The organism is Bacillus cereus group sp. MYBK227-1, assembly GCF_051916325.1.
GTDB classification, from domain to species: domain Bacteria; phylum Bacillota; class Bacilli; order Bacillales; family Bacillaceae_G; genus Bacillus_A; species Bacillus_A cereus.
In genome coordinates, this window is record NZ_JBQAGK010000003.1 from 1 (window position 1) to 23,481 (window position 23,481).

Consider the following 23,481-nt stretch of genomic DNA (forward strand, 5'->3'; position numbering starts at 1 on the left):
AAGCTAGTAAGATCCCTGAAAGATGATCAGGTTGATAGGTTCGAGGTGGAAGCATGGTGACATGTGGAGCTGACGAATACTAATAGATCGAGGACTTAACCATATAATATGAAGCAATGTTATCTAGTTTTGAAAGAATATAAAAAACTTGTTGACTTTCGAAAGTAAATAAGTTATAATAATTCTTGTCTTAAATGAATACAGTCTGGTAATGATGGCAGAGAGGTCACACCCGTTCCCATACCGAACACGGAAGTTAAGCTCTCTAGCGCCGATGGTAGTTGGGACCTTGTCCCTGTGAGAGTAGGACGTTGCCAGGCAAATGGAGGATTAGCTCAGCTGGGAGAGCACCTGCCTTACAAGCAGGGGGTCGGCGGTTCGATCCCGTCATCCTCCACCATTTAGCCGACTTAGCTCAATTGGTAGAGCAACTGACTTGTAATCAGTAGGTTGGGGGTTCAAGTCCTCTAGTCGGCACCAGAAATCATGGCGGTTGTGGCGAAGTGGTTAACGCACCGGATTGTGGCTCCGGCATTCGTGGGTTCGATTCCCATCAGTCGCCCCATTTTTCTTAAATAAATTAATATGCGGGTGTGGCGGAATTGGCAGACGCACCAGACTTAGGATCTGGCGCCTTTGGCGTGGGGGTTCGACTCCCTTCACCCGCACTTTTAATTAAATAACTCATACATGTCTTGCGGAAGTAGTTCAGTGGTAGAATACAACCTTGCCAAGGTTGGGGTCGCGGGTTCGAATCCCGTCTTCCGCTCCAATTTTCAATATGACATGCCGGGGTGGCGGAACAGGCAGACGCACAGGACTTAAAATCCTGCGGTGGGTGACCACCGTGCGGGTTCGACCCCCGCCCTCGGCACCATATGCGCCCGTAGCTCAATTGGATAGAGCGTTTGACTACGGATCAAGAGGTTAGGGGTTCGACTCCTCTCGGGCGCGCTTTTATTAACGGGAAGTGGCTCAGCTTGGTAGAGCACCTGGTTTGGGACCAGGGGGTCGCAGGTTCAAATCCTGTCTTCCCGATATTCCTAAAAAACATGGGGCCTTAGCTCAGCTGGGAGAGCGCCTGCCTTGCACGCAGGAGGTCAGCGGTTCGATCCCGCTAGGCTCCACTTATATTAATATCATTTATGGCGGTGTAGCTCAGCTGGCTAGAGCGTACGGTTCATACCCGTGAGGTCGGGGGTTCGATCCCCTCCGCCGCTACCATAAAGGACCTTTAGCTCAGCTGGTTAGAGCAGACGGCTCATAACCGTCCGGTCGTAGGTTCGAGTCCTACAAGGTCCACCATTAGACGTATATATCTCGGAGGTATACCCAAGTTCGGCTGAAGGGATCGGTCTTGAAAACCGACAGGCGGCGAGAGTCGCGCGGGGGTTCGAATCCCTCTACCTCCTCCATTTTTCTAAAGTAAATATTTTATCATCGCGGGGTGGAGCAGCACGGTAGCTCGTCGGGCTCATAACCCGAAGGTCGCAGGTTCAAATCCTGTCCCCGCAACCAAATGGTCCCGTGGTGTAGTGGTTAACATGCCTGCCTGTCACGCAGGAGATCGCCGGTTCGACCCCGGTCGGGACCGCCATTTTTACATAAAGGCTCGGTAGCTCAGTCGGTAGAGCAGAGGACTGAAAATCCTCGTGTCGGCGGTTCGATTCCGTCCCGAGCCACCATTTTGAAAACGCAAGCCGACTTAGCTCAATTGGTAGAGCAACTGACTTGTAATCAGTAGGTTGGGGGTTCAAGTCCTCTAGTCGGCACCACTTTCAAAATGAGCCATTAGCTCAGTTGGTAGAGCATCTGACTTTTAATCAGAGGGTCGAAGGTTCGAGTCCTTCATGGCTCACCATTTACAATTTAATGCGGGTGTAGTTTAGTGGTAAAACAAGAGCCTTCCAAGCTCTGGTCGAGAGTTCGATTCTCTTCACCCGCTTTTCAATTATGGGCCTATAGCTCAGCTGGTTAGAGCGCACGCCTGATAAGCGTGAGGTCGATGGTTCGAGTCCATTTAGGCCCACCATAATTGTTCCGCAGTAGCTCAGTGGTAGAGCTATCGGCTGTTAACCGATCGGTCGTAGGTTCGAGTCCTACCTGCGGAGCCATATTTATAGAGAAGTACCCAAGTGGCTCAAGGGGCTCCCCTGCTAAGGGAGTAGATCGCGAACGCGGTGCGAGGGTTCGAATCCCTTCTTCTCTGCCAGAACTGGCCCGTTGGTCAAGTGGTTAAGACACCGCCCTTTCACGGCGGTAACACGGGTTCGAATCCCGTACGGGTCATACTAAAAGAGATAGCATAATCTGCTATCTCTTTTTTGTTGTATAAAAATGGACTTTGGATAGTCTGCTTTTTTATGCAATAGAAGAAATATGAAGTATTCGCTGTTGCAGTTGGGTACATAGAGAGCCGTAAATACAATCATGTTAATTATTTGGACCTGTATGAATATGAAGGAATTAACTTCAACTTGAACTTTTACCCCAGCTGTATGGCTGTAGCCTCCTACACTTGGAGAAACCGATGAAAATGCATCTGGGAGCTACTGTGGAAAATAAATAATATATAGAAGAAGCTGCTTTCTCTCAATAGCTGTGATCTACTGAAGACAGCTTTTTTATGTTGTCAGTATTGTCGGTAAGTCGATATATTGCAAAAATCGCTGATATAATTTGAGTTACGATCGATAAATTTTAATAATCGCTGATATATTTGGAGTTACGGTCGATATATTCTAAAAATCGCCGGTATAATTTCACTTACCGACAAAAACCACAAGAAAATCCCTTTCACAATCTAAAGAAAACGCCTCCATTGAAATGGATTCCACACCTATTCCAATAACTTTACACTCTATGTGAAAAAGTTCACAAATAGGTCATAATTTGTGAAGTAATTCACAATAATACGTGCTACAATATGAATGTAAAGAAGTTAAACAACATTAAATTAGTATTTTAATTAATTACTTAAACAATCATAAAAAAATATATGTGAACAATAGAGAGGGGAAATTACCATGAAAAAAGGTATCAATCGTGTAGTATTAGTAGGAACAGGAGCTGTAGGTTGTAGTTACGCTTACTCAATGATCAACCAAGGTGTAGCTGAAGAATTCGTATTAGTAGATGTTAATGAAGCAAAAGCAGAAGGGGAAGCAATGGACTTAAGCCATGCGGTACCATTCTCTCCATCACCAACAAAAGTTTGGAGCGGTAGCTATGCAGATTGTAAAGATGCAGATTTAGTTGTTATCACTGCTGGGTTACCACAAAAGCCAGGTGAAACTCGTTTAGACTTAGTTGAGAAAAATACAAAGATCTTTAAACAAATCGTTCGAGGCATTATGGATAGCGGATTCGATGGAATCTTCTTAATCGCAACTAACCCAGTTGATATTTTAACTTACGTAACTTGGAAAGAATCTGGTTTACCGAAAGAGCGCGTAATCGGTTCTGGTACTACTTTAGACTCTGCTCGTTTCCGTTACATGTTAGGTGACTACTTAGATGTAGATCCACGTAACGTTCATGCTTACATCGTTGGTGAACACGGTGACACTGAACTTCCAGTATGGAGCCATGCTACTATCGGTGTACAAAAATTAGAAACAATCTTAGCTAACAACGAACAGTACAAACAAGAAGACTTAGACAAAATCTTCGAAAACGTACGTGATGCAGCTTACCATATCATCGAGCGTAAAGGTGCAACTTACTACGGAATCGGTATGTCACTACTTCGTGTAACTAAAGCAATCTTAAACAACGAGAACAGCGTATTAACTGTATCTGCATACCTTGAAGGTCAATACGGCGAGAAAGATGCTTACGTAGGTGTTCCAGCTGTAATTAACCGCGAAGGTGTACGTGAAATTGTAGAACTTGAGCTAAATGAAGATGAAAAAGCGAAGTTCGCTCATTCTGTAAAAGTATTAAAAGAAACAATGGCACCAGTACTATAATAATTGCTAAATAGTTCAGAGGTGGGAAACTGCTTCTTACCTCTGAACTTATATAATTTAATATAAATTCCTTTTCCGGTTTCCCTTGTATATCCCCAATATACCCCTTTTGCTGGATCAGGGTCGTTTATAGAAAAGAGCACCCTACTTTAAGTAGAGTGCTCTTTATTATTATTTTTTAGGCGTTAATCCTAATTTCTTTAAAATATCTGCCAGTGTACCGCTTTTTGATTTTTCAACAGGTGTTTGTGATTTAGATGCATCTGGACCTTTTTTCAAGAAGTTCTTTTCAACGAAGCGAATATCTTTTTCGTCGACAATACCATCTTTGTTAAGGTCGCCGTCTTTCACAGATAGTCCTTTTTTACTATAGTTGCTAGCGATAATTTCAGCATCTTTTATATCAATTACTTTATCGCCATTTACATCACCTGCAAGGTTTTCATCAAGGCGTGCATAATAATATTGGCCAAGTAGCTTGCCGTCTTTTTCAGTACCTAGTTTCGTAGTTAGGCGGCTTATTAAATGCCCTGGTACTTCTACATATAAGTTGTAGTCGCGTTTATTAACAGGAAGTCCATTTAATTTGAAGTATCCGTATTTATCTAGTGAGCCTTCAAACTTATGACGGTAAGAATCAGTCGCATATACTTTTACGCCAAGCTTTGTATAATCTAACTTTTCATCTAAATATCCACGTTCATTTAAGAATGCACCAGGTTTAATATTTCCTTCTACTAATGAGTTTAAGGACATTACTGAGAATGATTGATCTTGAAGGACACGCATTCTATTTGGCTCTGTTTCTCCTGGTTTCCAGTATACAAACACTGGTGACTCTAATTGAGCAGTTGCTTCATAAAACTCATCGTTTTCTACTTTGAACGTTACATCAATGAACGGGAAATCACCATCTAATCCAGCGAAGTTTTTGTCATCGATAGCACCGCCAACTGTAACAGAGCCTGCTTCTAGCTTCGGTTCATTTACTTTTGCTGTTACCCCTTTTTCAGAAAGAAGTTTTTCAAAGGCAGGATTCAATTTCGCATTTGCAAATTTGAAGTTCTTCTCTAGGAAGTTTACATTAAATTGCCCAGCAACAAATTGTTTTACGTGTTTCGCGTTTAGTGTTACTGTGAACTCGTCATTTTTATATAATTCTTTTTTATCGTAACTAGTTTTTGCATATTGAGCACCTTGCGGGATAAACCAGTAGTTATTTACACCGTTTGGATAGTCAGGACCTGCAGTTGCATAATCGAAAATATATACGCCTGTGTTCATTGGACCTTCCGTTCTGAAGGAGTCAGGTGTAATGCCAACTTTAAAGTCGCCATTTGCATTAATCGGTAAAAACTTATGCAAGTATGGAGAATAGTCATAGTACATAACGCCATTCGCTTCTTGCGTAATGTTTAATCCTTTTCCTTTTAAGTAATCAACGTTTGAATCGTATACATTTCCTTTAATCCATAGTGCTTTTTTGCCATCTTCTACTGTATAATTTTCTTCATTTAACTCGTAAATACCAGGTTTTAATCCAGTTAATTTCACTTCTGGTGGTGTATTATCAATTACAACATAATCACCTTTTACACGTGCTTTCCCAGCTTTATCATAACCGACAAACTCAATTGTATAGTCCCCTTCTGGTAAGTTGATTTTCTCATCACCGATTGGTTTTGCAGGATCATTTGTAAAAGGATACACTTTTCCATTAAAGAATGAATCTAAGTAGTAATACACATCAGTTTTTAGGCCACTCGTGTTTAATGTTCCAATGAAGCCAAGAGCTTTATTTGTTTTGGAATCTTTTACGATAAGATCTAACGTTTCAAGTTCGCTGCTTAATTGGAATGCTCCGTGAACATACGATTCACCGTATGGATTGAATTTAGATGTATCAGTTGAAATTGCTTTTCTTGATAGTATTGCATTTTCAATACCAGGCTCTGATACACGAATAGAGAATGGGATTTGATATGTTTCTTCTTTATTTTTTGTGTTCGTAATATGAATGTACCCTTCATATCGGCCTTGTTTCACACCGGCTGGAACATTAATTTTTGCTTCAATTTCACCTGTTTTGCCAGCATCAAGAGTAATTGTTTCTGGAGCAGAGATTTTTACACCGTTTGCGACAGCATCGTTAATAGTAGACGATGCTGGTGTATAAGAAATTTCTGTTTTAAATTCTTTTTTCTTTTGTTTATTATGATTAGTTACTTTTATATTTCGTTTTTGTTCAAGAGCTTCACCGTCTTTTTGATAAAACTTACCGAATGCAATAGATCCAGTTTCTTCGGGTACTTCAATTACTTCATCATTTACAACAGTTTGTGTCGTATCTAATACTTTAAAGCTTGTTTCTGTACGAACGGCGTTGTAAGCATCTACTCGCCCAGCTCCAACTTCATATACGGAATATTTTTCTTTTAAATCATTAGCTGTGTTCATAAGAGACGCTTTTACATCGAACGGAGAGTAGTCTGGGTGTTCTTGTAAAATTAGAGCAGCAACGCCAGCGATATGAGGAGAAGCCATAGATGTTCCTTGCATACGCTCATAGGAAACAGCGTAGTTTTCACCCTCTTGCGGGTCGTTAATATATTCAGGAACTGTTGAAAGGATAGCGACACCAGGCGCTGTAATATCAGGCTTAATATCATCATTTGCTGTAACAGGACCGCGTGAGCTAAAGTCTGCAAGATGATCGCCTTCTGTTTGAATGTAATTAATTTCATCGAGAGTTAAGGAGGTGCTACCTTGTTCGATTTGAGCTTTTAGTTTTTCACCTTCTTCTTTCGTTAGGCGGAATGCTGGAATGTATTTTGTACTTTCGCCAACGTAGAAAGGAATTTCTCCATCCACATTGTTATAAATAATAACGGCTTTTGCACCTGCTTGTTTTGCATTAGCAATTTTTTCATCAAATGACAGTGTACCGCGTGCAACGAGAGCGATTTTTCCTTTTACATCTTTTTTACTAAACTCGTCAGGCGTACCAATTCCTACATATTCAATAGGTAAAGTTTGTCCCTTGAAATCTTCTATTTTATCAGTGAAGTTTTTGCCGAATAGAATTAGGTTAGGAAATTGTAAGTGTCCAGCATGACCTGATAGTTTCGGTAAGGAAATAGAGCTATCACTTGCTCCAACCGTAATTGCAAATGGTGAAGCACCTGGTGATCCGAGTGTTGATGGATTTGGTCCAGAGTTACCAGCAGCAACGACTGTAACAACGCCTGAAAGCATCGCGTTATTAACAGCGATAGATGTTGGATCAAGAGGATTGTTGCTATCATCACCTAACGATAAGTTAATAACGTTCATACCGTCAGAAATGGATTTATCAATTGCAGCGATAATACCTGAACTATCTCCACTTCCGTATGGTCCGAGTACACGATAGTTATACAGTTCAATGCCAGGTGCAACACCTTTTACTGCTGAATCAGATTGGTTCTTCTTTTGTGCAGAAACGATACCTGCTACGTGAGTGCCGTGGGCTGTGTAGAAGGAAGAACCACGGCTATCAAATTCAGGAGCACCAGATTGTTGCCATTCTGAATAAGTAGTTTCCATTGGATCTGCATCGTTATTAATAAAGTCCCAACCCTTTACTGAGTTTGGGTCTACTTTGCTAGAGTCCTCACCAGGTTTCGCGCGATAGCCTTTATATACGTCTTTTAAGTCAGGATGATTGTAATCAATACCTGTATCTAATACACCAACTTTAATTCCTTTTCCGGTAATGCCCTCACTATGTAACTTATCTACTCCAATTTGCGGGATGCTATCTGTTAGTTTTTGAGGCGCTTTTTGCTCAGCTTGTTTTGGTAAATTTAATTTCACTTCGTAATCTTTCCAAATACGTTTTACAACGCCAATTCGTAACAATTCTTCTACTGTATTTGCTGGTAATGTCATCGCAACACCATTTATCGCATGCTTATAAGAACGTTTAATTTGTACAGACTGGAAGTTTCCTGATTTTACTGATGGGCTGAATTGATAAAGACGTTTTAGTCCTTTTTCGAATTCTTCATGTTCTTGATCAATACGTGCTTTTATATTTTCAGGAGCAGACTGTAATCCTTTTTCTTTTTGTTTTAATTCATTAATCTTTACTGGAGCAGTTTGAAATTCTACGATGATATTTACAGGCTCAGAACTACTCGTATTAATATCTGGTGAAATTGTAAAACCAGGGTTGGCATCTACCGTTTGTAATGCCAGGCGTTGTTCTTTAGAAAGCTTAGATAATATAGAATGAGCATTTGAAGATTCAATTTGGTTAATAGGACTTTCAGCAAGTACATTGAACGGAATAGCAGTTGAAAACAAAACGCCAGCTGTTACAATTCCGGTAACAAAACGATTTTTCTTTTTCATTTATAGGCCTCCGGTAATTTATATTTTTAAAAATTATTTCTCCACGCCAGCTGTTTGCTCAGTATGGAATGTCCAGTTTAGCTGCAGGGAATCACCTTGAAATTTATTTTGATCTCGGTCATTATCTTCAAATGAGAAGAGGACGTGTAAGTAATCTGTTTCACCAGATTTAATACCATCTATTAAGTTATGACGTTCTAGAGACGTAGCGACATCTTCAGGTTTCATAGTTTTTAATTGTGATAGTTTTGTTTCCCACACAATCTCATGATCATCGTTTGGATTAGATGGCTGTCCATCATTTACTAGAAACTTGACGATAATGTGATCACCTAAATCTTCACCGTCATTATTTTGCTTTGCATCTGTAACTTCATATGATGTTTCAAGTGCTACTTTTGCGATATCCAATGTACCTTTATTTTCAAGCTTGAAGTTCCTTTCAATAAAATCACCTGGTTTTAAATCTTTCACATTAACGATTACACTTGGATTAATAGAAAGATCTAGTGTTCCAGCTTGAAATGAGTTACTTGATGTTTCTGAATCACTGAAATAGGCGAATACACCGCCGAATGTAAGGGATAAGCCAAGTGAAGCGGTGATAATTCCCATTCCTACTTTTTGTTTTAATGACATAAGAAAGCCTCCTAGTTAAATTTGTATAGCAACCGTTCGCAACAAGGATAAACAAGTAAACATAGTAGTCCGCTATGAATTGTAGTTACGAAAGATCGATGTTCTTTATTGAGAACAAGTATATGCATATGAATTTCGCATTTCAATAAAATTGTGACAAAAAATATTGAGAAACATTTTTTTATGACAGATTATTTTGTTTTGATTTTAAGTGGAAAATAGCATGAAAAATAGGATAAACATAATAAAATAAAGGTTGAGAAAAAATAATTGGTAAAAATATAGAAGAATAATAAAGCGTTTTCAATGAATATTCGTCAAAATTCGATATTTTACACGGAAATGTGAAGGAAAACTAACATTTTTAAGAAAAAAACGAATGTTTTTTATAAATTAACAAGGATATTGCAGTTTTTCGCAGAAATAGTTAAAGTATAAAAAATTCTGTCATCTAAGTGAGGTGAGCATATTGAGTGTAATAAATTGTGAAGAAGTGAAACGAGATGAGTTTCATACAGAAAAGTACTATGAAAGTTATAACATCTTTGGCGCACATGTTGTGACGGAAGGTGAGATTCAAGGGGTACGATTTACAGTGTGGGCTCCTCATGCGAAAGCAATGAGTGTTGTTGGAGATTTTAATGAGTGGGATTATGAGCAACATAAAATGCTACAAGTGACAGAAGAAGGCATTTGGTCCTTGTTTATACCGCATATTGAAGAAGGAGAAATATATAAATATGCGATTGAAACGTTGGCTGGTGACGTCATTTTAAAGGCAGATCCGTATGCTGTATATGCAGAAGTAAGACCGAATACGGCATCTGTAGTTTTTGATATAAAGGGATATGAATGGAATGATAAAAACTGGACTCGTAAGAAAAAGAAAAAATCGATTTATAAAGAAGCGATGACAGTTTATGAATTGCATTTTGGTTCTTGGAAAAAGAAAGAAGATGGAAAACTGTATTCTTACAGGGAAATGGTAGAAGAACTCATTCCATATGTGGTGGAACATCAATTTACACATATTGAAATTATGCCGCTTGTTGAGCATCCATATGATCGTTCTTGGGGATATCAAGGAACGGGATATTATGCAGCGACGAGTAGATTTGGTACACCGCATGATTTAATGTATTTTGTCGACGAATGTCATAAATATGGAATCGGTGTCATTTTAGATTGGGTGCCGGGGCATTTTTGTAAAGATGCTCACGGTTTATATTTGTTTGATGGCACACCGACCTATGAATATAAAGATAAAGATGTACAAGAAAATCCAGTATGGGGAACTGTCAATTTTGATTTAGGAAAGAGAGAGGTACGTAATTTCTTAATTTCAAATGCGTTATTTTGGATGAGATATTTCCATATTGATGGTTTCAGAGTAGATGCAGTTGCGAACATGTTGTACTGGAATAAAGAAGGACAAGAGCAAAGTAATGAGCATGCTGTTTCATTTTTAAGAGAGTTAAATGAAGCAGTGTTTGCAGAGGATGAAGATTTTCTTATGACGGCAGAAGATTCAACAGCTTGGCCACTTGTAACAACTCCAACGTATGAAGGTGGGCTTGGATTCAATTACAAATGGAACATGGGCTGGATGAATGACGTGCTGAAATATATGGAGTGTGCGCCTGAATATAGGAAACACATTCATGAGAAAATGACGTTTTCTTTGCTATATGCGTACTCTGAAAACTTCATATTACCGCTTTCTCATGATGAAGTCGTTCATGGGAAAAAGTCGTTATTAAATAAAATGCCAGGTGATTACTGGGATAAGTTTGCTCAGCTTCGTTTATTATATGGATATTTCTTTACTCACCCAGGAAAGAAATTACTTTTCATGGGAGGGGAATTCGGACAGTTTGATGAGTGGAAAGACCTTGAAGATTTAGATTGGAATTTACATGATTTTGAAATGCATCGTTATATGCATGATTACTTTAAAGAGCTCATAGCATTGTATAAGCGCTCAAAACCACTTTGGCAGCTTGATCATTCGCCTGAAGGTTTTCAGTGGATTGATGCTAATAATAACGAGCAAAGTATTTTCTCGTTTATCCGCCAAGGGGATAAACAAGAGGATGCGTTAGTTATCGTATGTAATTTTACGAAAGCTCCATATGAAAACTATAAAGTAGGTGTACCAGATTTCGAGTATTATAACGAGATTTTAAACAGTGATGCACAGCAATATGGCGGTTCGGGGCAAGTGAATAAGAAACGTCTTAAGACAATTCTAGAACCGTACCATAATCAAGCAGCACATGTAGAGATTACAATTCCACCATTTGGCGTATCCATATTACGACCAGTGAAGACGAGAAAGGGGAGCAAAAAACAAGATGGCTCAAAAACAAAAGTGCGTAGCAATGTTACTAGCAGGGGGAAAAGGTAGTCGATTAAGTGCATTAACAAAAAATTTAGCCAAGCCAGCTGTTCCATTTGGTGGTAAATATCGCATTATTGATTTTACGCTAAGTAACTGCGCAAATTCTGGTATTGAAACGGTTGGGATTTTAACGCAATATCAACCACTAGAACTTCATAATTATATCGGAATCGGCAATGCATGGGATTTAGACCGAGTAAGCGGTGGAGTCACAGTATTACCTCCTTATGCGGAGTCTTCAGGTGTGAAGTGGTACACAGGTACGGCAAGTGCCATTTATCAAAACTTAAACTATTTAAGTCAATATGAACCAGAGTATGTTCTTATTTTATCAGGCGACCATATTTATAAAATGGATTACAGTAAGATGCTAGATTACCATATTGAGAAAGAATCGGACGTATCCATTTCTGTTATTGAAGTACCTTGGGATGAAGCGAGTCGCTTTGGCATTATGAATACAAATGAAGAAATGGAGATTGTTGAGTTTGAAGAGAAACCACAATTTCCAAGAAGTAATCTTGCATCAATGGGAATCTATATTTTTAATTGGTCAATTTTGAAAGAGTATTTAGAGATGGATGCAAGAAACCCTGAATCTAGTAACGATTTCGGAAAAGACGTACTTCCGCTTTTATTGGATGAAGGGAAGAAGTTAATGGCGTATCCGTTTGAAGGATATTGGAAAGATGTTGGAACGGTGAAGAGCTTATGGGAAGCGAATATGGATTTGCTTCGCGATGAAACATCACTGAATTTAAACGATCGTAATTGGCGTATTTACTCTGTCAATCCAAACGAACCGCCTCAATATATTGCTGAAAAGGCGAAAGTAGAAGAATCGCTTATTAACGAAGGATGCGTCATTGAAGGGGACGTGAAGCATTCTGTGTTATTCCAAGGAGTGACGGTGGAAGAAGGAAGTATGGTGATTGATTCTGTCGTTATGCCAGGGGCTAAGATTGGTAAAAATGTTGTGATTGAAAGAGCGATTGTTGGATCAGAAATGATTATCGAAGATGGAACAATCATTCGTCCAGAAAAGAATGTTGACGATGTAGTATTAATTGCTGAAGGGAAATAGAAAAGGGGGATGAAATGAATGGGAGAAAAAATGTTAGGAATTATTAATGCAACGGGAAGTTTTCCTTCCTTAAAGAAAGTAACAGGGCATCGTTCACTAGCGGCGTTACCGTTTGGGGGCCGTTATCGACTCATTGATTTCATGCTTTCAAATATGGTGAATTCTAGTATTCATAGTGTGGCAGTTTTTACAAGCCATAAAAATCGTTCGTTAATGGACCATGTTGGTTCAGGGAAACAGTGGGATTTAGATAGAAAACGAGACGGACTATTTTTATTCCCGCCAAACTGCCAATGTGACCAAGATGAATTTGGGTCTTTTGCACACTTTAGAAGACATATTGATTATTTTCTAAGAAGCAGAGAAGAGTACGTTGTTATTACGAATAGCCATCTCGTAACAGCATTAAATTTTCAAGCGGTGTTAGAGCGACATATACATACGGCAGCTGATATTACAGAAGTTTGCCATGAAGGGGTTTCGCTTCAAACATACGTGTTAAAGAAACAATTATTGTTAGACTTATTTGAGTCATATAAAGGTGTGGAACAATACAGTTTATTTGATGTAGTGAGAGAAAAGCGCGGGAAATCATTACACATTGCTACATATGAACATACTGGATATGTAGCAATTATTGACTCGATTGAAAGTTACTATAAACATAGCTTAGAAATTTTGCAACCTGCTATTTGGAAGCAATTATTTAAGAAAGAAGCACCGATCTTTACGAAAGTAAAAGATGAGCCACCAACTCGTTATTTAAAGGGTGCAGTCGTGAAAAATACAATGATTGCAAATGGCAGTATTATTGAAGGGGAAGTCGAAAACAGTGTTGTTTCCCGTTCGGTTAAAATTGGAAAAGGTTCAATTATTCGTAACAGTATTATTATGCAAAAGAGCCAAATTGGAGATAACTGTATAATAGACGGTGTTATTATTGATAAAGACGTGAAAATTGGCGACGGTGTCGTATTAAAAGGAAGCGCCGATGAGCCGTATGTTGTAGAAAAAGGAAGCGTACAAAACAGTACGATTAATAGTTATTCCTAAAGAATCAGTGGGGGCTTTTTCCTCCACTGATTAAAGTTTTAATTTAAATGAAAACTCGAAGGGAGGAAGCTGCAAGAGGAGTAATAAAAACTTTTCGCGCAGTGGGACAACAAGTGAATATTTTATTTGCAGTATCAGAATGTGTACCGTTTGTGAAATCGGGAGGATTAGCTGATGTAGCGGGTGCGCTCCCAAAAGAGCTAAAAAAATTAGGAGTGGACGTTCGTATTATACTTCCGAATTATAGTCTCATTCCGCAAAAGTTAAGAGATGGATGTACGTTACATAAAGTAATTAACGTCCCTCTTGGGTGGAGAAATCAATATTGTGGAATTTTAAAAGGTGAGCAAGACGGAATTACGTATTACTTAATAGATAATGAATATTATTTTAAGAGAGATTCTCTGTATGGTCATTACGATGACGGAGAGCGTTTTTCTTATTTCTCAAAAGCAGTGTTAGAGTGTATTCCGCACCTTGATTTTGAAGTGGATGTTCTTCATAGCCATGATTGGCATACGGCTATGGTTAATTTCTTACTTCGTGAAAAGTATCAAGATAACCCGTTATATGAGCGTATTAAAACGGTATATACGATTCATAACTTGCAGTTCCAAGGTGTATTTCCTCCTGAAGTGATGTACGACTTGTTAGAGCTTGGTGATGAATATTTTCATAGTGAGCAGCTAGAGTTTTATGGAAACGTAAACTTTATGAAAGGCGGTATTATTGCTTCGGATCAAATTACAGCGGTGAGCCCGACGTATAAGGAAGAAATTCAATATGAATTTTTCGGTGAGAAGTTAGATGGATTACTGCGAAAATATAATGATAAGCTTAGCGGCATTGTAAATGGTATTGATACGAGCGTATATAATCCAGAAACGGATTCGTATATTAAGGCCCAGTATGATGCAGATTCATTATATGAAAAGAGTGAAAATAAACGCGCCTTGCAGCGTTATTTTGGTTTGCCAGAAAAAGAGGATACACCAATTATTTCAATGGTAACGAGATTAACGAAGCAAAAAGGTCTTGATTTAGTACGTACTGTATTCCGCGAAATAATGGAAGAAGATATACAATGTATTATTTTAGGTTCAGGTGATTCGGAATATGAGCAATTCTTTGAGTGGATGGCATATGAGTATCCGGAGAAGGTAAAAGTTTATATCGGATTTAATGAAGAATTAGCTCACCAAGTGTATGCGGGAAGCGATTTGTTTTTAATGCCATCGCTGTTTGAACCGTGTGGACTTGGACAACTTATCGCATTAGCATACGGTACGATTCCAATTGTAAGAGAAACAGGTGGGTTAAACGATACGGTACATTCTTATGATGAAGAAACTGGAGAAGGAAATGGTTTCAGTTTCACGAATTTTAATGCACATGACATGCTGCATACGATTCATCGTGCAATTGAATTCTATCATGATAAACCAGTGTGGGAGCAGCTTGTAAAACAAGCGATGACTGAAGATTATAGCTGGGAGCAATCGGCTCTTGCTTATAAGGAATTGTATAAAAGTCTCATGGAATAACATGTAGGTGGTGAAAAAATGTTTACTCATGTTGAAAGTTTTAAATCAACTTTTCTAGAAAAGTTAGAGACGATGTATGGTAAAAGTTTTAAAGATTCTACAACTCGTGATCAATATAATACACTCGGCCATATGGTACGTGAGTATATGAATAGTCAATGGATTGCAACGAACGAGAGTTATCGATCCGGAGAGCAAAAGCAAATGTATTACTTGTCTATTGAGTTTTTGCTTGGACGTTTGCTTGGAAGTAACATCTTGAATTTAGGTATTCGAGATGTATGCGAGCAGGGGTTATCTGAACTAGGGATTTCGTTACAAGAGTTAGAAGAAGTGGAAGCAGATGCAGGCCTTGGTAATGGTGGGCTTGGACGCTTAGCAGCCTGTTTTCTCGATTCACTCGCATCTTTAAACTTACCAGGACACGGCTGTGGAATTCGTTATAAACATGGTTTGTTTGATCAGAAAATTGTTGATGGTTATCAAGTTGAATTTCCAGAACAGTGGCTTCTTCATGAAAACGTATGGGAAGTAAGAAGGTATGATCAAGCTGTAGAAGTAAGTTATTTCGGCAGTGTTGAACCGCTAGAAATTGACGGGCGTTTAGAGTTTAGGCATACAAATGCAGAAGTCATTATGGCCGTGCCATATGATGTGCCGGTAGTTGGCTATGAGACGAGTACTGTAAATACACTTAGACTTTGGAATGCTGAACCAGTTCCTTTCCCGCAAAACTGCAAAGATATTTTGAAATATAAGCGTGAAACAGAGGCTGTATCGGAGTTTTTATATCCAGATGATACGCATGATGAGGGAAAAATACTTCGTTTAAAACAACAGTATTTCCTCGTATCAGCAAGTTTGCAAAATATCGTTCGAATGCATAGAGAAAGATATGGTGACCTTCGTCAACTACATGAAAAAATTGCGATCCACATTAACGATACACATCCGGTTTTAGCAATTCCGGAACTGATGCGTATTTTACTAGACGAAGAAAAGTTAGCATGGGAAGAAGCTTGGCACATAACGACGCAGACGATTTCTTATACGAATCATACGACGTTATCAGAAGCGCTCGAAAAGTGGCCAATTCACATTTTTAAACCGTTATTACCGAGAATTTATATGATTATTGAAGAGATTAATGAACGTTTCTGTCATGAACTGTGGGAACAGTATCCGTATGAGTGGGATCGTATTGAAGCAATGGCGATTATTGCACATGACCTTGTGAAAATGGCTCATTTAGCGATTGTCGGTAGCCATAGCGTAAACGGTGTAGCAAAAATTCATACGGAAATATTAAAGCAGCGGGAAATGCGATTGTTTTATGAATTTTATCCAGATAAGTTTAATAATAAGACGAATGGAATTGCTCATAGGCGCTGGCTTATGAAAGCAAATCCACAGTTAACAAATCTCATTTCAGAGGCGATTGGAACGGAGTGGAAGAAAGAACCGATTAAGCTTCAAGAGCTACAATTAGTTCAATATGATGCGAGTTTCCAAGAGAAATTTGCAGAGGTAAAACAAGAGCGTAAAGAGATTTTAGCGGAGCGTATTCATAATACAATGGGGATTACCATTGATCCAAATTCTATTTTTGATGTGCAAGTGAAAAGATTACATGCTTATAAACGACAATTATTAAATGTTCTTCATATTTTATATTTGTATAACCGTTTGAAAGAGGATGCTAGTTTTACATTTTATCCGCGTACTTTTATTTTTGGAGCGAAAGCATCACCTGGCTATTATTACGCGAAAAAAATTATTAAATTAATAAATGAACTCGCAAGAAAAGTAAATAATGACCCGTATGTCAGTCAATATATGAAAGTTATCTTTCTAGAAAACTATCGAGTTTCTTTAGCTGAAGATATATTCCCAGCAGCGGATGTAAGTGAACAAATTTCAACGGCGAGTAAAGAAGCATCGGGAACAGGTAATATGAAATTTATGATGAATGGTGCGATTACACTCGGAACGCTAGACGGTGCTAACGTTGAAATAAAAGACCGGGTCGGTGAGGATAACTGTTTTATTTTCGGTTTAACAGCCGAAGAGGTTCTTCATTACTATCAAAATGGTGGGTATCGTGCAAGTGATTATTATCACCACAATAGGCACATTAAAAAAGTAGTTGATCAATTAACAAATGGTTTCTTTGCACAATCGGGAGCTGAATTTGAAGCGATTTACGATTCTCTCGTTATTCAAAACGATGAATATTTCGTTCTGCGAGATTTTGGTCCGTATGCTGAAAGACAAGAAGCTGTTGGTAGAGCTTATGAGAACCGAACGAAGTGGCTAGAAATGTCTATTTTAAATATTGCACAGTCTGGTCATTTTGCGAGCGATCGAACGATTTTGCAGTACAGTAATGAAATTTGGGGTATCGGTAATGCAGTTAAACAGTTTTAAAGAGGTTGCTATATTGGGAGATATATTATCGATTTACCAACAAAAATGGATATTAATAAATAAAACGAGCTTAATAAAATTAAGCTCGTTTTATTTATTTTGCTTAAGAAAGAAATGGAACAGTGGTATATATGATACCTGCCCCATCATACTCTCCTGTCGCAAAGTATGAAAATGTAAAGAAACCTGTAACCGTAAAAATTACAATAAGAAAAAGTGCGAAGATAAATTTTAACATGTAAGGTCCCCTCATCCAAAAATAACTTCATACATTATTATAGTATACGAATATTTTATTTCCAATTGTTTACTGGTTAAAAATGAGAAGTCAGACATGTTTTGTATGTTGTAATGGAATGATTATTTGTAATGGATTTTGTGTTTTTTGTAAATGTCATGTTGTGATGGACGTGTGCATACTCCCAATCATGATCATTAAAATTTATGTTTCGGGGAGGGAGAAGTGGGACGACATCGAACAAGTTGACGAAACGAAAGCTACTAGCTACTTGTAGTTTATAATAATTTCGAAAAGCGATATCTCCTACTTTTGGAGAAGCGAATGTATAAAGTCCATACTGTGCGAAGGCAGTATTTATACGTGCATCTAATATGTGTAATGTGGCAAGCGCGCCACCTAGACTATGCCCAGTAGCTAGCAGTTTTTTATGTGCTGGCAATGATACGAGCATATCCATAATAGAATCACGACAAGACTCATAAATAGAGAGAAAACCGTTATGGACATTTCCGCCATTTAAAGCATAAGGATAAGGTTTTTGATTGACGAGAGAATCAATAATCCAATCTGGATCTGTTTGAGTGCCTCTGAAGGCAACAATAATTGTATCCTCAGATTCTAATATAAATCCGAACCATTCTGTTGTTTGAATGGCCTTTCCTTGAAACCCTTGTACATATTGAAAACCATCTGGTATTTCGAAAATGCCATTTTGTTTATATTGTTCATACGTTAACTCACAACAAGAAGCTAACAGTATGGCAGTGTCTTTATCAAAGGATAAAGGAGTACGCATTAAGGAAGCCCTCCTTAAGAAAAAGTATAGTTTAATATATGCAGTGAGGAACTTGATTCATTCTTTTGGAAAAAGTGCTTGAACCTACAGCTACGTGAGGGAGTATGATTTTTGTAAACATATTGTTAGGAGGAGTGTAAGATGAGCAAAAAGGAAGGCTGTTCAATTGGTGAGTTTTCAAAGAGAACAGGCACATCAATACGGACACTACAATATTACGATGAAATTGGACTACTTAAACCTGAAAAGAATGTTAGCTCTGGTCACCGTTTGTACAAAGGAAAAGATATATTAGAGCTACAGAAAATAGTGAGTCTTAAAGTATTAGGATATAGTTTAGAAGAAATACGCGTTATGCTGAAAATGCCAAGTTTGAATGTAAATTTAAAAGAAACGTTGGAACAACAAAGAAAAGCCTTTGAAGAAAAGAGAAGACACATTGAAGTTTCGATAAAGGCGCTTGAACGAACAATGGTATGTCTTGAGGAAGATGAAGAGTTGGATAGTGACATATTAATGAGTCTAATTAACAGCATTCAAAAAGAAAACGAACAACGTTTATGGCTTGAAGGATATGTATCAAAAGACTTGGCTGATGGATTATATAATAAGTCGGAAGAAGAGCGCATAGCACTTGATAAAGAGTTTGTGCGTTTAGCAAAAGAAGTGAAAAGGTTATTTGGAAGACAAATTGAGGATTCAGAAGTGCAAAAATTGGTTGATGAACATATGAAGGCGACTCTTAAGTATGTTGGTGAAGAGACAATGTATTCTTTAGGTAAATTAGAGAATGTAGAAGAACAATATAATAATATGATGCCATCTCCTTACAAGGAAGAAGAAGAGACATGGCTTAATGAAGCGATGGAGTATTATATGATTCGAAATGGTATGTATAGCCCTCCGCAGTAAAAATAAAGTGCCATAGTCATAAACTTTAGAGAAATGCCTCCGATGTTTTTTTTGCATTGGAGGCATTTTTTACTCTTTTCCATCTAAAAGGTGAACAAGGCCACCTAATATACTACTTTCACCAGTACTTTATAATGCTGGGCTTGTAAGAGGTTTGAAAAAATAGCCTGTATATATTTGAACGATGATTACCTATTTACTTGTGTTTGTTCGCACTATATACCGAAAATTTCGGGAAACGAAACATATTATTTATCTGTTTGTTTTTGCTTTTTTTTCAAATACTCCGCACGTAATTGTTCAAGTTTCTGCTTTTTATCAAATTTGGCAGGTTTCTGTTTTTCATGGAACTTTGCCACAGCTACCTGACTTTTGGAATCCAATTGATATTTTCCCACTTTGTTCACCTACTTTTCTTGTCTCTAAAGAGAATCTATTCAACAAATATAATATACCTTATTTTCCTGAAGTAAACCTTATTACTTTATTTTAACTGCTTTTTCTCGTTTGTAGACGTAAATTAAAACACCCTTTCACTGCATTACTGCAAGTAAGGGTGTTTTAATTTTATTATTTTATTAGTTGATGGCCATGCCTACATAAGGGCACAGTTTACTCTTTCCCATCTAATAAACGACCAAGTCCACCTAATACACTACCTTCGCCAGTACTTTGCGCTGCTGGGCTTGTAAGGCGTGCTGCTAAGCGGCTAAGTGTTAAGGACTGAATCCAAACTGTTCCAGGACCTTCTAATGTTGCGAAGAATAAACCCTCGCCGCCAAATAGAGCTGTTTTTACTTTACCGACGAACTCGACATCATAGTTAATGTCTTTTGTCATAGCAACGAGACAACCTGTATCAATGCGAAGTTTCTCACCAGGTTTTAATTCACGTTTATATACAGTTCCACCTGCGTGCATGAAAGCAAGGCCATCACCTTCAAGTTTCTGCATGATGAAACCTTCACCACCGAAGAAACCAGTTCCTATTTTTTTCGTAAATTCAATTCCGATGGAAACACCTTTTGCGGCACAAAGAAAGGCATCTTTTTGACAAACTACTTTTCCTTGATACTCTGTTAAATCTACAGGAATAATTTTACCAGGATAAGGAGCAGCAAATGAGACGTGGCGCTTGCCGTGACCTGTATTTGTAAATACAGTCATAAACATACTTTCGCCTGTAACGAGACGTTTACCAGCGCCCATTAATTTTCCGAATAAACCTCCAGATGGGCCAGAACCATCACCGAAGATTGTTTCCATTTCTATGTAATCTTCCATCATCATCATTGCGCCAGCTTCTGCGATCACGCTCTCTTCTGGATCTAACTCAATTTCAACAAACTGCATATCATCGCCATATAACTTATACTCGATTTCGTGTGCTCTCATTTTTTTCACCTCGTATGTAATAGATACTTATATTGTACAGAATTTAATAGGATTAGAATACTTTAGTTTTGTTAATTTTCAAATAAAGTGGAACCAGCCAAAACTGATTATCAGCTCCCGCCAATCAAGCTGCCCACAAATGGCGGGGTAATATATGAATATGGAAATTCAACATTATATTAAAATTATAAAAAAATGGTGGAATGAAAGTGTTCTCATTTGACGTTTTGGATATAGCGTGATATAGTGAAATCACTATTGAGCTACATAATGTGGTACGGAAATAAAGCACGTTGAATTAAAGGCTGTAAGCTTGTTATACATTCATGTCCTTTATATCCACCTTTTCATGTGGATTCATAGTTTCATTTTTATTTAGGAGGTACATGACATGCAAACAGGTAAAGTTAAATGGTTCAACAGCGAAAAAGGTTTCGGTTTCATCGAAGTTGAAGGTGGAGACGATGTATTCGTTCACTTCTCAGCTATCCAAGGTGACGGATTCAAAACTTTAGAAGAAGGTCAAGAAGTTTCTTTCGAAATCGTTGAAGGTAACCGTGGACCACAAGCTGCTAACGTTACAAAAAACTAATTAGCTAGCGATAAAAAGCATTCCGATTTTCGGAATGCTTTTTTTTATTCTTTGGAACTAGATTCATTTGAAGATAATTCACCTTTGAAGGTACGTTCTTCAAAATCATCAAGCATTTGTTCATATTCTTCATGCTCTTCTGTAGCGAAAACTTGTGGGTTTTTCCCGTACATATCCGTACCGATAAAGTTTTCAAAATCCTCCACGTAGCCTACGTTTTCTTCACTATTTACATACATGCCATTATAGTTTTTTGAATCTTGTCTTTCTAAATCAGACGGCGTTTCAGATGTTCCGTAATTTGCGACATCTTGCCACGCATCTTCCGCATCGTACTCAACAGAATTGTCCTCATCATGCTTGTGGAAAGAAGGAGACAACACTTCTTCTTCAACTGGTCGTGTATTCATATTTAACTTATTTGTCGCGTGCTGGATGCATGTTGTAGCAGTCGGCATTGCTTCCAATCTTTCAAATGGAATCTCTTCGCCAGACACTTCGCAAATGCCGTACGTACCCGCTTCTATTTTTTGCAAGGCATGTTTCGTGTCCTCAAGCTGTTTATGCCAAAGTTCAATAAGCCCGAAGTCTTTTTCCCGTTCATATAGCTCTGTAGCCATATCACCTGGATGGTTGTCATAGCTAGACAGTTCTCCTACTGAGTCACGTTCAGAAGCACGATCTGTATTTTCATGAGTTTGTATCGTTTGCTCTAGTTCTTGTTTTTGTTTTTCTAAAATGGATTTAAATTGACCTACTTGTTGTGGAGTTAACATAGTCGTCCACCTTCCTACAATTCAGTTTCTTTACATAGTATGAGCGTTGAGAGTAGGAATTATGAGATGAATTTTAGATATGAAAAAGGAGCCGCATAAGCAGCTCCTTTTATAGAAAGTATCCAAGTAATAATCCGATTCCCATTAGGAAACCGAAGATTGTATTTGTTTTTGCTGTTGCAATCATCGCAGGTACCATTTCTATCGGAATGCTTTTGCCGATAAAGCCTTTCGTCGCTTTAAATGCTTTCGGCGCACTTAAAAATACGATAAGCATCCATGGTGATACGATGCCCACGATAATTAAAGCAATTGTCCAAATGTAGGAAACGATGAACATCGAAGCAAGTACACCAACCGCTCGCTCGCGTCCAACGAGAATTGCTAACGTTTTACGACCGTTTTCTTTATCGCCATCCAAGTCACGGATATTATTCGCTAGTAAAATGGCACCAATTAAAATGGAGCTTGGAATAGATAGTAAAATGACTTCTGATGTTACAGTTCCAGTTTGAATAAAGAATGAAATCCCAATAATAATGACACCCATAAATAATCCGGCTGTCAACTCTCCAAATGGTGTATATGCAATTGGAAGTGGGCCACCTGTATAAAGGTAAGCAACGGCCATACAAACAAGACCGATTGCAGCAAGCCACCAGCTAGAATTTATACAAATATAAACACCTAATAGTATTGCGATGCCGAAAAATCCAAATGCTAAGTTAAGCACTGTTTTTGGCTGAATGCCATCGCGAACGATAGCGCCGCCGATACCAACTGAACCTTCGTGATCGAGTCCTCTTTTATAATCAAAGTATTCATTAAACATGTTTGTTGCTGCTTGAATGAGAAGACAAGCAAGAAGCATCATAAGGAAAAGAGGAAGATGTATTTGATTTATACCTCCGACCTGCATCGAATATGCTGTTCCGATGAAAACAGGTACGAAAGCGGCTGTTAATGTATGGGGACGTAGTAAACTCCACCAGATGCGCCAGCCTGTTTGCTTACTTGGCTTTGGCGCCGTAGGAGAGGAATTCGTTTTGACGTTCATTTCCATGTTGAATCCTCCTTTGGTCACATATTGTACACAACTAAGTGTAGAAAAAGCATCATTTAGTGTCAACGTTTATTTTCTAGGAAGAGAAGGTGAATTTCTCAGAAATGCTAAACGTTGACAGGCCTTTCGTTTGAGGTGTATCTTAAAATCAAGCGTAATTATGACTATTTTTCGCCCATAGGGGGGAGACAA

16 protein-coding genes, 22 tRNA genes and 2 rRNA genes are annotated in these 23,481 nt (G+C 38.3%); 32 read left to right on the plus strand and 8 right to left on the minus strand.

The annotated features are described in order from the left end of the window. The 25 genes from ACTFRM_RS13110 to ACTFRM_RS13230 all read left to right on the plus strand — a co-directional run. Positions 1 to 103, plus strand: a 23S ribosomal RNA gene (locus ACTFRM_RS13110); the annotation flags it as partial. A gap of 101 nt (positions 104 to 204) precedes the next feature. Then, a 5S ribosomal RNA gene (rrf, locus tag ACTFRM_RS13115) occupies positions 205 to 320 on the plus strand. A 4-nt stretch (positions 321 to 324) separates the two neighbouring features. Then, positions 325 to 400 (plus strand) — tRNA-Val (locus tag ACTFRM_RS13120). A gap of 4 nt (positions 401 to 404) precedes the next feature. After that, a tRNA-Thr gene (locus ACTFRM_RS13125) sits at positions 405 to 480 on the plus strand. A 9-nt stretch (positions 481 to 489) separates the two neighbouring features. After that, positions 490 to 565 (plus strand) — tRNA-His (locus tag ACTFRM_RS13130). A 22-nt stretch (positions 566 to 587) separates the two neighbouring features. Further along, positions 588 to 668 (plus strand) — tRNA-Leu (locus ACTFRM_RS13135). A 29-nt stretch (positions 669 to 697) separates the two neighbouring features. After that, positions 698 to 772, plus strand: a tRNA-Gly gene (locus tag ACTFRM_RS13140). Between the two features lie 16 nt (positions 773 to 788). After that, positions 789 to 877, plus strand: a tRNA-Leu gene (locus tag ACTFRM_RS13145). 3 nt (positions 878 to 880) lie between these two features. After that, positions 881 to 954: transfer RNA gene (locus ACTFRM_RS13150), tRNA-Arg, on the plus strand. Positions 955 to 964: 10 nt separating this feature from the next. Beyond that, positions 965 to 1,038: transfer RNA gene (locus ACTFRM_RS13155), tRNA-Pro, on the plus strand. 16 nt (positions 1,039 to 1,054) lie between these two features. Then, positions 1,055 to 1,127: transfer RNA gene (locus ACTFRM_RS13160), tRNA-Ala, on the plus strand. Positions 1,128 to 1,147: 20 nt separating this feature from the next. After that, a tRNA-Met gene (locus ACTFRM_RS13165) sits at positions 1,148 to 1,224 on the plus strand. 4 nt (positions 1,225 to 1,228) lie between these two features. Beyond that, positions 1,229 to 1,305, plus strand: a tRNA-Ile gene (locus tag ACTFRM_RS13170). Between the two features lie 17 nt (positions 1,306 to 1,322). Then, a tRNA-Ser gene (locus ACTFRM_RS13175) sits at positions 1,323 to 1,415 on the plus strand. Positions 1,416 to 1,441: 26 nt separating this feature from the next. Then, positions 1,442 to 1,518 (plus strand) — tRNA-Met (locus tag ACTFRM_RS13180). Positions 1,519 to 1,521: 3 nt separating this feature from the next. Continuing rightward, positions 1,522 to 1,597: transfer RNA gene (locus ACTFRM_RS13185), tRNA-Asp, on the plus strand. 12 nt (positions 1,598 to 1,609) lie between these two features. Beyond that, a tRNA-Phe gene (locus tag ACTFRM_RS13190) sits at positions 1,610 to 1,685 on the plus strand. A 14-nt stretch (positions 1,686 to 1,699) separates the two neighbouring features. Next, positions 1,700 to 1,775: transfer RNA gene (locus tag ACTFRM_RS13195), tRNA-Thr, on the plus strand. Positions 1,776 to 1,785: 10 nt separating this feature from the next. Further along, positions 1,786 to 1,861, plus strand: a tRNA-Lys gene (locus ACTFRM_RS13200). Between the two features lie 13 nt (positions 1,862 to 1,874). Then, a tRNA-Gly gene (locus ACTFRM_RS13205) sits at positions 1,875 to 1,945 on the plus strand. 10 nt (positions 1,946 to 1,955) lie between these two features. Beyond that, positions 1,956 to 2,032: transfer RNA gene (locus ACTFRM_RS13210), tRNA-Ile, on the plus strand. Between the two features lie 7 nt (positions 2,033 to 2,039). Next, a tRNA-Asn gene (locus ACTFRM_RS13215) sits at positions 2,040 to 2,114 on the plus strand. Between the two features lie 7 nt (positions 2,115 to 2,121). Then, positions 2,122 to 2,212, plus strand: a tRNA-Ser gene (locus tag ACTFRM_RS13220). A gap of 5 nt (positions 2,213 to 2,217) precedes the next feature. Continuing rightward, a tRNA-Glu gene (locus ACTFRM_RS13225) sits at positions 2,218 to 2,289 on the plus strand. A 737-nt stretch (positions 2,290 to 3,026) separates the two neighbouring features. Continuing rightward, positions 3,027 to 3,971, plus strand: a complete 945-nt coding sequence (locus ACTFRM_RS13230) for an L-lactate dehydrogenase (RefSeq protein WP_000715338.1) — start codon at positions 3,027 to 3,029, stop codon at positions 3,969 to 3,971. A 171-nt stretch (positions 3,972 to 4,142) separates the two neighbouring features. On the opposite strand, the gene ACTFRM_RS13235 is transcribed toward ACTFRM_RS13230, so the two are convergent. Together ACTFRM_RS13235 and ACTFRM_RS13240 are read right to left on the minus strand one after the other, a co-directional pair. Beyond that, entirely contained in the window at positions 4,143 to 8,366 is a 4,224-nt protein-coding gene (locus ACTFRM_RS13235) for a S8 family serine peptidase (RefSeq protein WP_440043387.1), read from the minus strand. 33 nt (positions 8,367 to 8,399) lie between these two features. After that, positions 8,400 to 9,005, minus strand: a complete 606-nt coding sequence (locus ACTFRM_RS13240; protein WP_440043388.1) for a TasA family protein — start codon at positions 9,003 to 9,005, stop codon at positions 8,400 to 8,402. A gap of 469 nt (positions 9,006 to 9,474) precedes the next feature. Between ACTFRM_RS13240 and glgB the strand changes: the two genes are divergently transcribed. The 5 genes from glgB to glgP all read left to right on the plus strand — a co-directional run bounded on the left by glgB (position 9,475) and on the right by glgP (position 17,514). Continuing rightward, positions 9,475 to 11,412 (plus strand): 1,4-alpha-glucan branching protein GlgB, encoded by a 1,938-nt coding sequence (gene glgB, locus ACTFRM_RS13245; RefSeq protein WP_440043389.1) that lies wholly within the window; start codon positions 9,475 to 9,477, stop codon positions 11,410 to 11,412. Further along, complete coding sequence (glgC, locus tag ACTFRM_RS13250) at positions 11,360 to 12,490, plus strand: glucose-1-phosphate adenylyltransferase (protein WP_098770686.1); 1,131 nt, start codon at positions 11,360 to 11,362, stop codon at positions 12,488 to 12,490. The genes glgB and glgC overlap by 53 nt, the downstream gene beginning before the upstream one ends. A gap of 18 nt (positions 12,491 to 12,508) precedes the next feature. Beyond that, positions 12,509 to 13,543: a glucose-1-phosphate adenylyltransferase subunit GlgD gene (gene glgD / locus ACTFRM_RS13255; RefSeq protein ID WP_000504168.1), complete on the plus strand. Its 1,035-nt coding sequence runs from the start codon at positions 12,509 to 12,511 to the stop codon at positions 13,541 to 13,543. A gap of 113 nt (positions 13,544 to 13,656) precedes the next feature. Then, entirely contained in the window at positions 13,657 to 15,087 is a 1,431-nt protein-coding gene (gene glgA, locus ACTFRM_RS13260) for a glycogen synthase GlgA (RefSeq protein WP_033687543.1), read from the plus strand. Positions 15,088 to 15,105: 18 nt separating this feature from the next. Then, positions 15,106 to 17,514: a glycogen phosphorylase gene (gene glgP, locus ACTFRM_RS13265; RefSeq protein WP_000494109.1), complete on the plus strand. Its 2,409-nt coding sequence runs from the start codon at positions 15,106 to 15,108 to the stop codon at positions 17,512 to 17,514. Positions 17,515 to 17,617: 103 nt separating this feature from the next. On the opposite strand, the gene ACTFRM_RS13270 is transcribed toward glgP, so the two are convergent. Both ACTFRM_RS13270 and ACTFRM_RS13275 read right to left on the minus strand, forming a co-directional pair. Continuing rightward, positions 17,618 to 17,752 (minus strand): hypothetical protein, encoded by a 135-nt coding sequence (locus ACTFRM_RS13270; RefSeq protein ID WP_000911075.1) that lies wholly within the window; start codon positions 17,750 to 17,752, stop codon positions 17,618 to 17,620. Positions 17,753 to 17,828: 76 nt separating this feature from the next. Then, a complete protein-coding gene (locus ACTFRM_RS13275) occupies positions 17,829 to 18,551 on the minus strand; it encodes a lipase family protein (protein WP_001260111.1) in 723 nt (240 codons plus the stop codon). Positions 18,552 to 18,692: 141 nt separating this feature from the next. Between ACTFRM_RS13275 and ACTFRM_RS13280 the strand changes: the two genes are divergently transcribed. Then, positions 18,693 to 19,463 carry a MerR family transcriptional regulator gene (locus ACTFRM_RS13280; RefSeq protein ID WP_000037216.1) on the plus strand — a complete coding sequence of 257 codons (771 nt, stop codon included), beginning with the start codon at positions 18,693 to 18,695 and terminating at the stop codon, positions 19,461 to 19,463. 248 nt (positions 19,464 to 19,711) lie between these two features. Here the strand turns inward: ACTFRM_RS13280 and ACTFRM_RS13285 are convergent, their stop codons facing one another. Then, positions 19,712 to 19,861 (minus strand): hypothetical protein, encoded by a 150-nt coding sequence (locus tag ACTFRM_RS13285; RefSeq protein WP_000521637.1) that lies wholly within the window; start codon positions 19,859 to 19,861, stop codon positions 19,712 to 19,714. 214 nt (positions 19,862 to 20,075) lie between these two features. Beyond that, positions 20,076 to 20,858 (minus strand): TIGR00266 family protein, encoded by a 783-nt coding sequence (locus tag ACTFRM_RS13290; RefSeq protein WP_001201257.1) that lies wholly within the window; start codon positions 20,856 to 20,858, stop codon positions 20,076 to 20,078. A gap of 391 nt (positions 20,859 to 21,249) precedes the next feature. Here ACTFRM_RS13290 and cspD point away from each other — a divergent pair, with 391 nt between their 5' ends. Further along, entirely contained in the window at positions 21,250 to 21,450 is a 201-nt protein-coding gene (gene cspD, locus ACTFRM_RS13295; RefSeq protein WP_001193054.1) for a cold-shock protein CspD, read from the plus strand. A gap of 44 nt (positions 21,451 to 21,494) precedes the next feature. On the opposite strand, the gene ACTFRM_RS13300 is transcribed toward cspD, so the two are convergent. Together ACTFRM_RS13300 and ACTFRM_RS13305 are read right to left on the minus strand one after the other, a co-directional pair. After that, complete coding sequence (locus tag ACTFRM_RS13300; RefSeq protein ID WP_000957396.1) at positions 21,495 to 22,226, minus strand: yteA family sporulation protein; 732 nt, start codon at positions 22,224 to 22,226, stop codon at positions 21,495 to 21,497. A gap of 109 nt (positions 22,227 to 22,335) precedes the next feature. Further along, positions 22,336 to 23,289, minus strand: coding sequence for a 1,4-dihydroxy-2-naphthoate polyprenyltransferase (locus tag ACTFRM_RS13305; protein ID WP_065212167.1), 954 nt, complete (start codon positions 23,287 to 23,289; stop codon positions 22,336 to 22,338). Between the last annotated feature and the right edge of the window lie 192 nt (positions 23,290 to 23,481).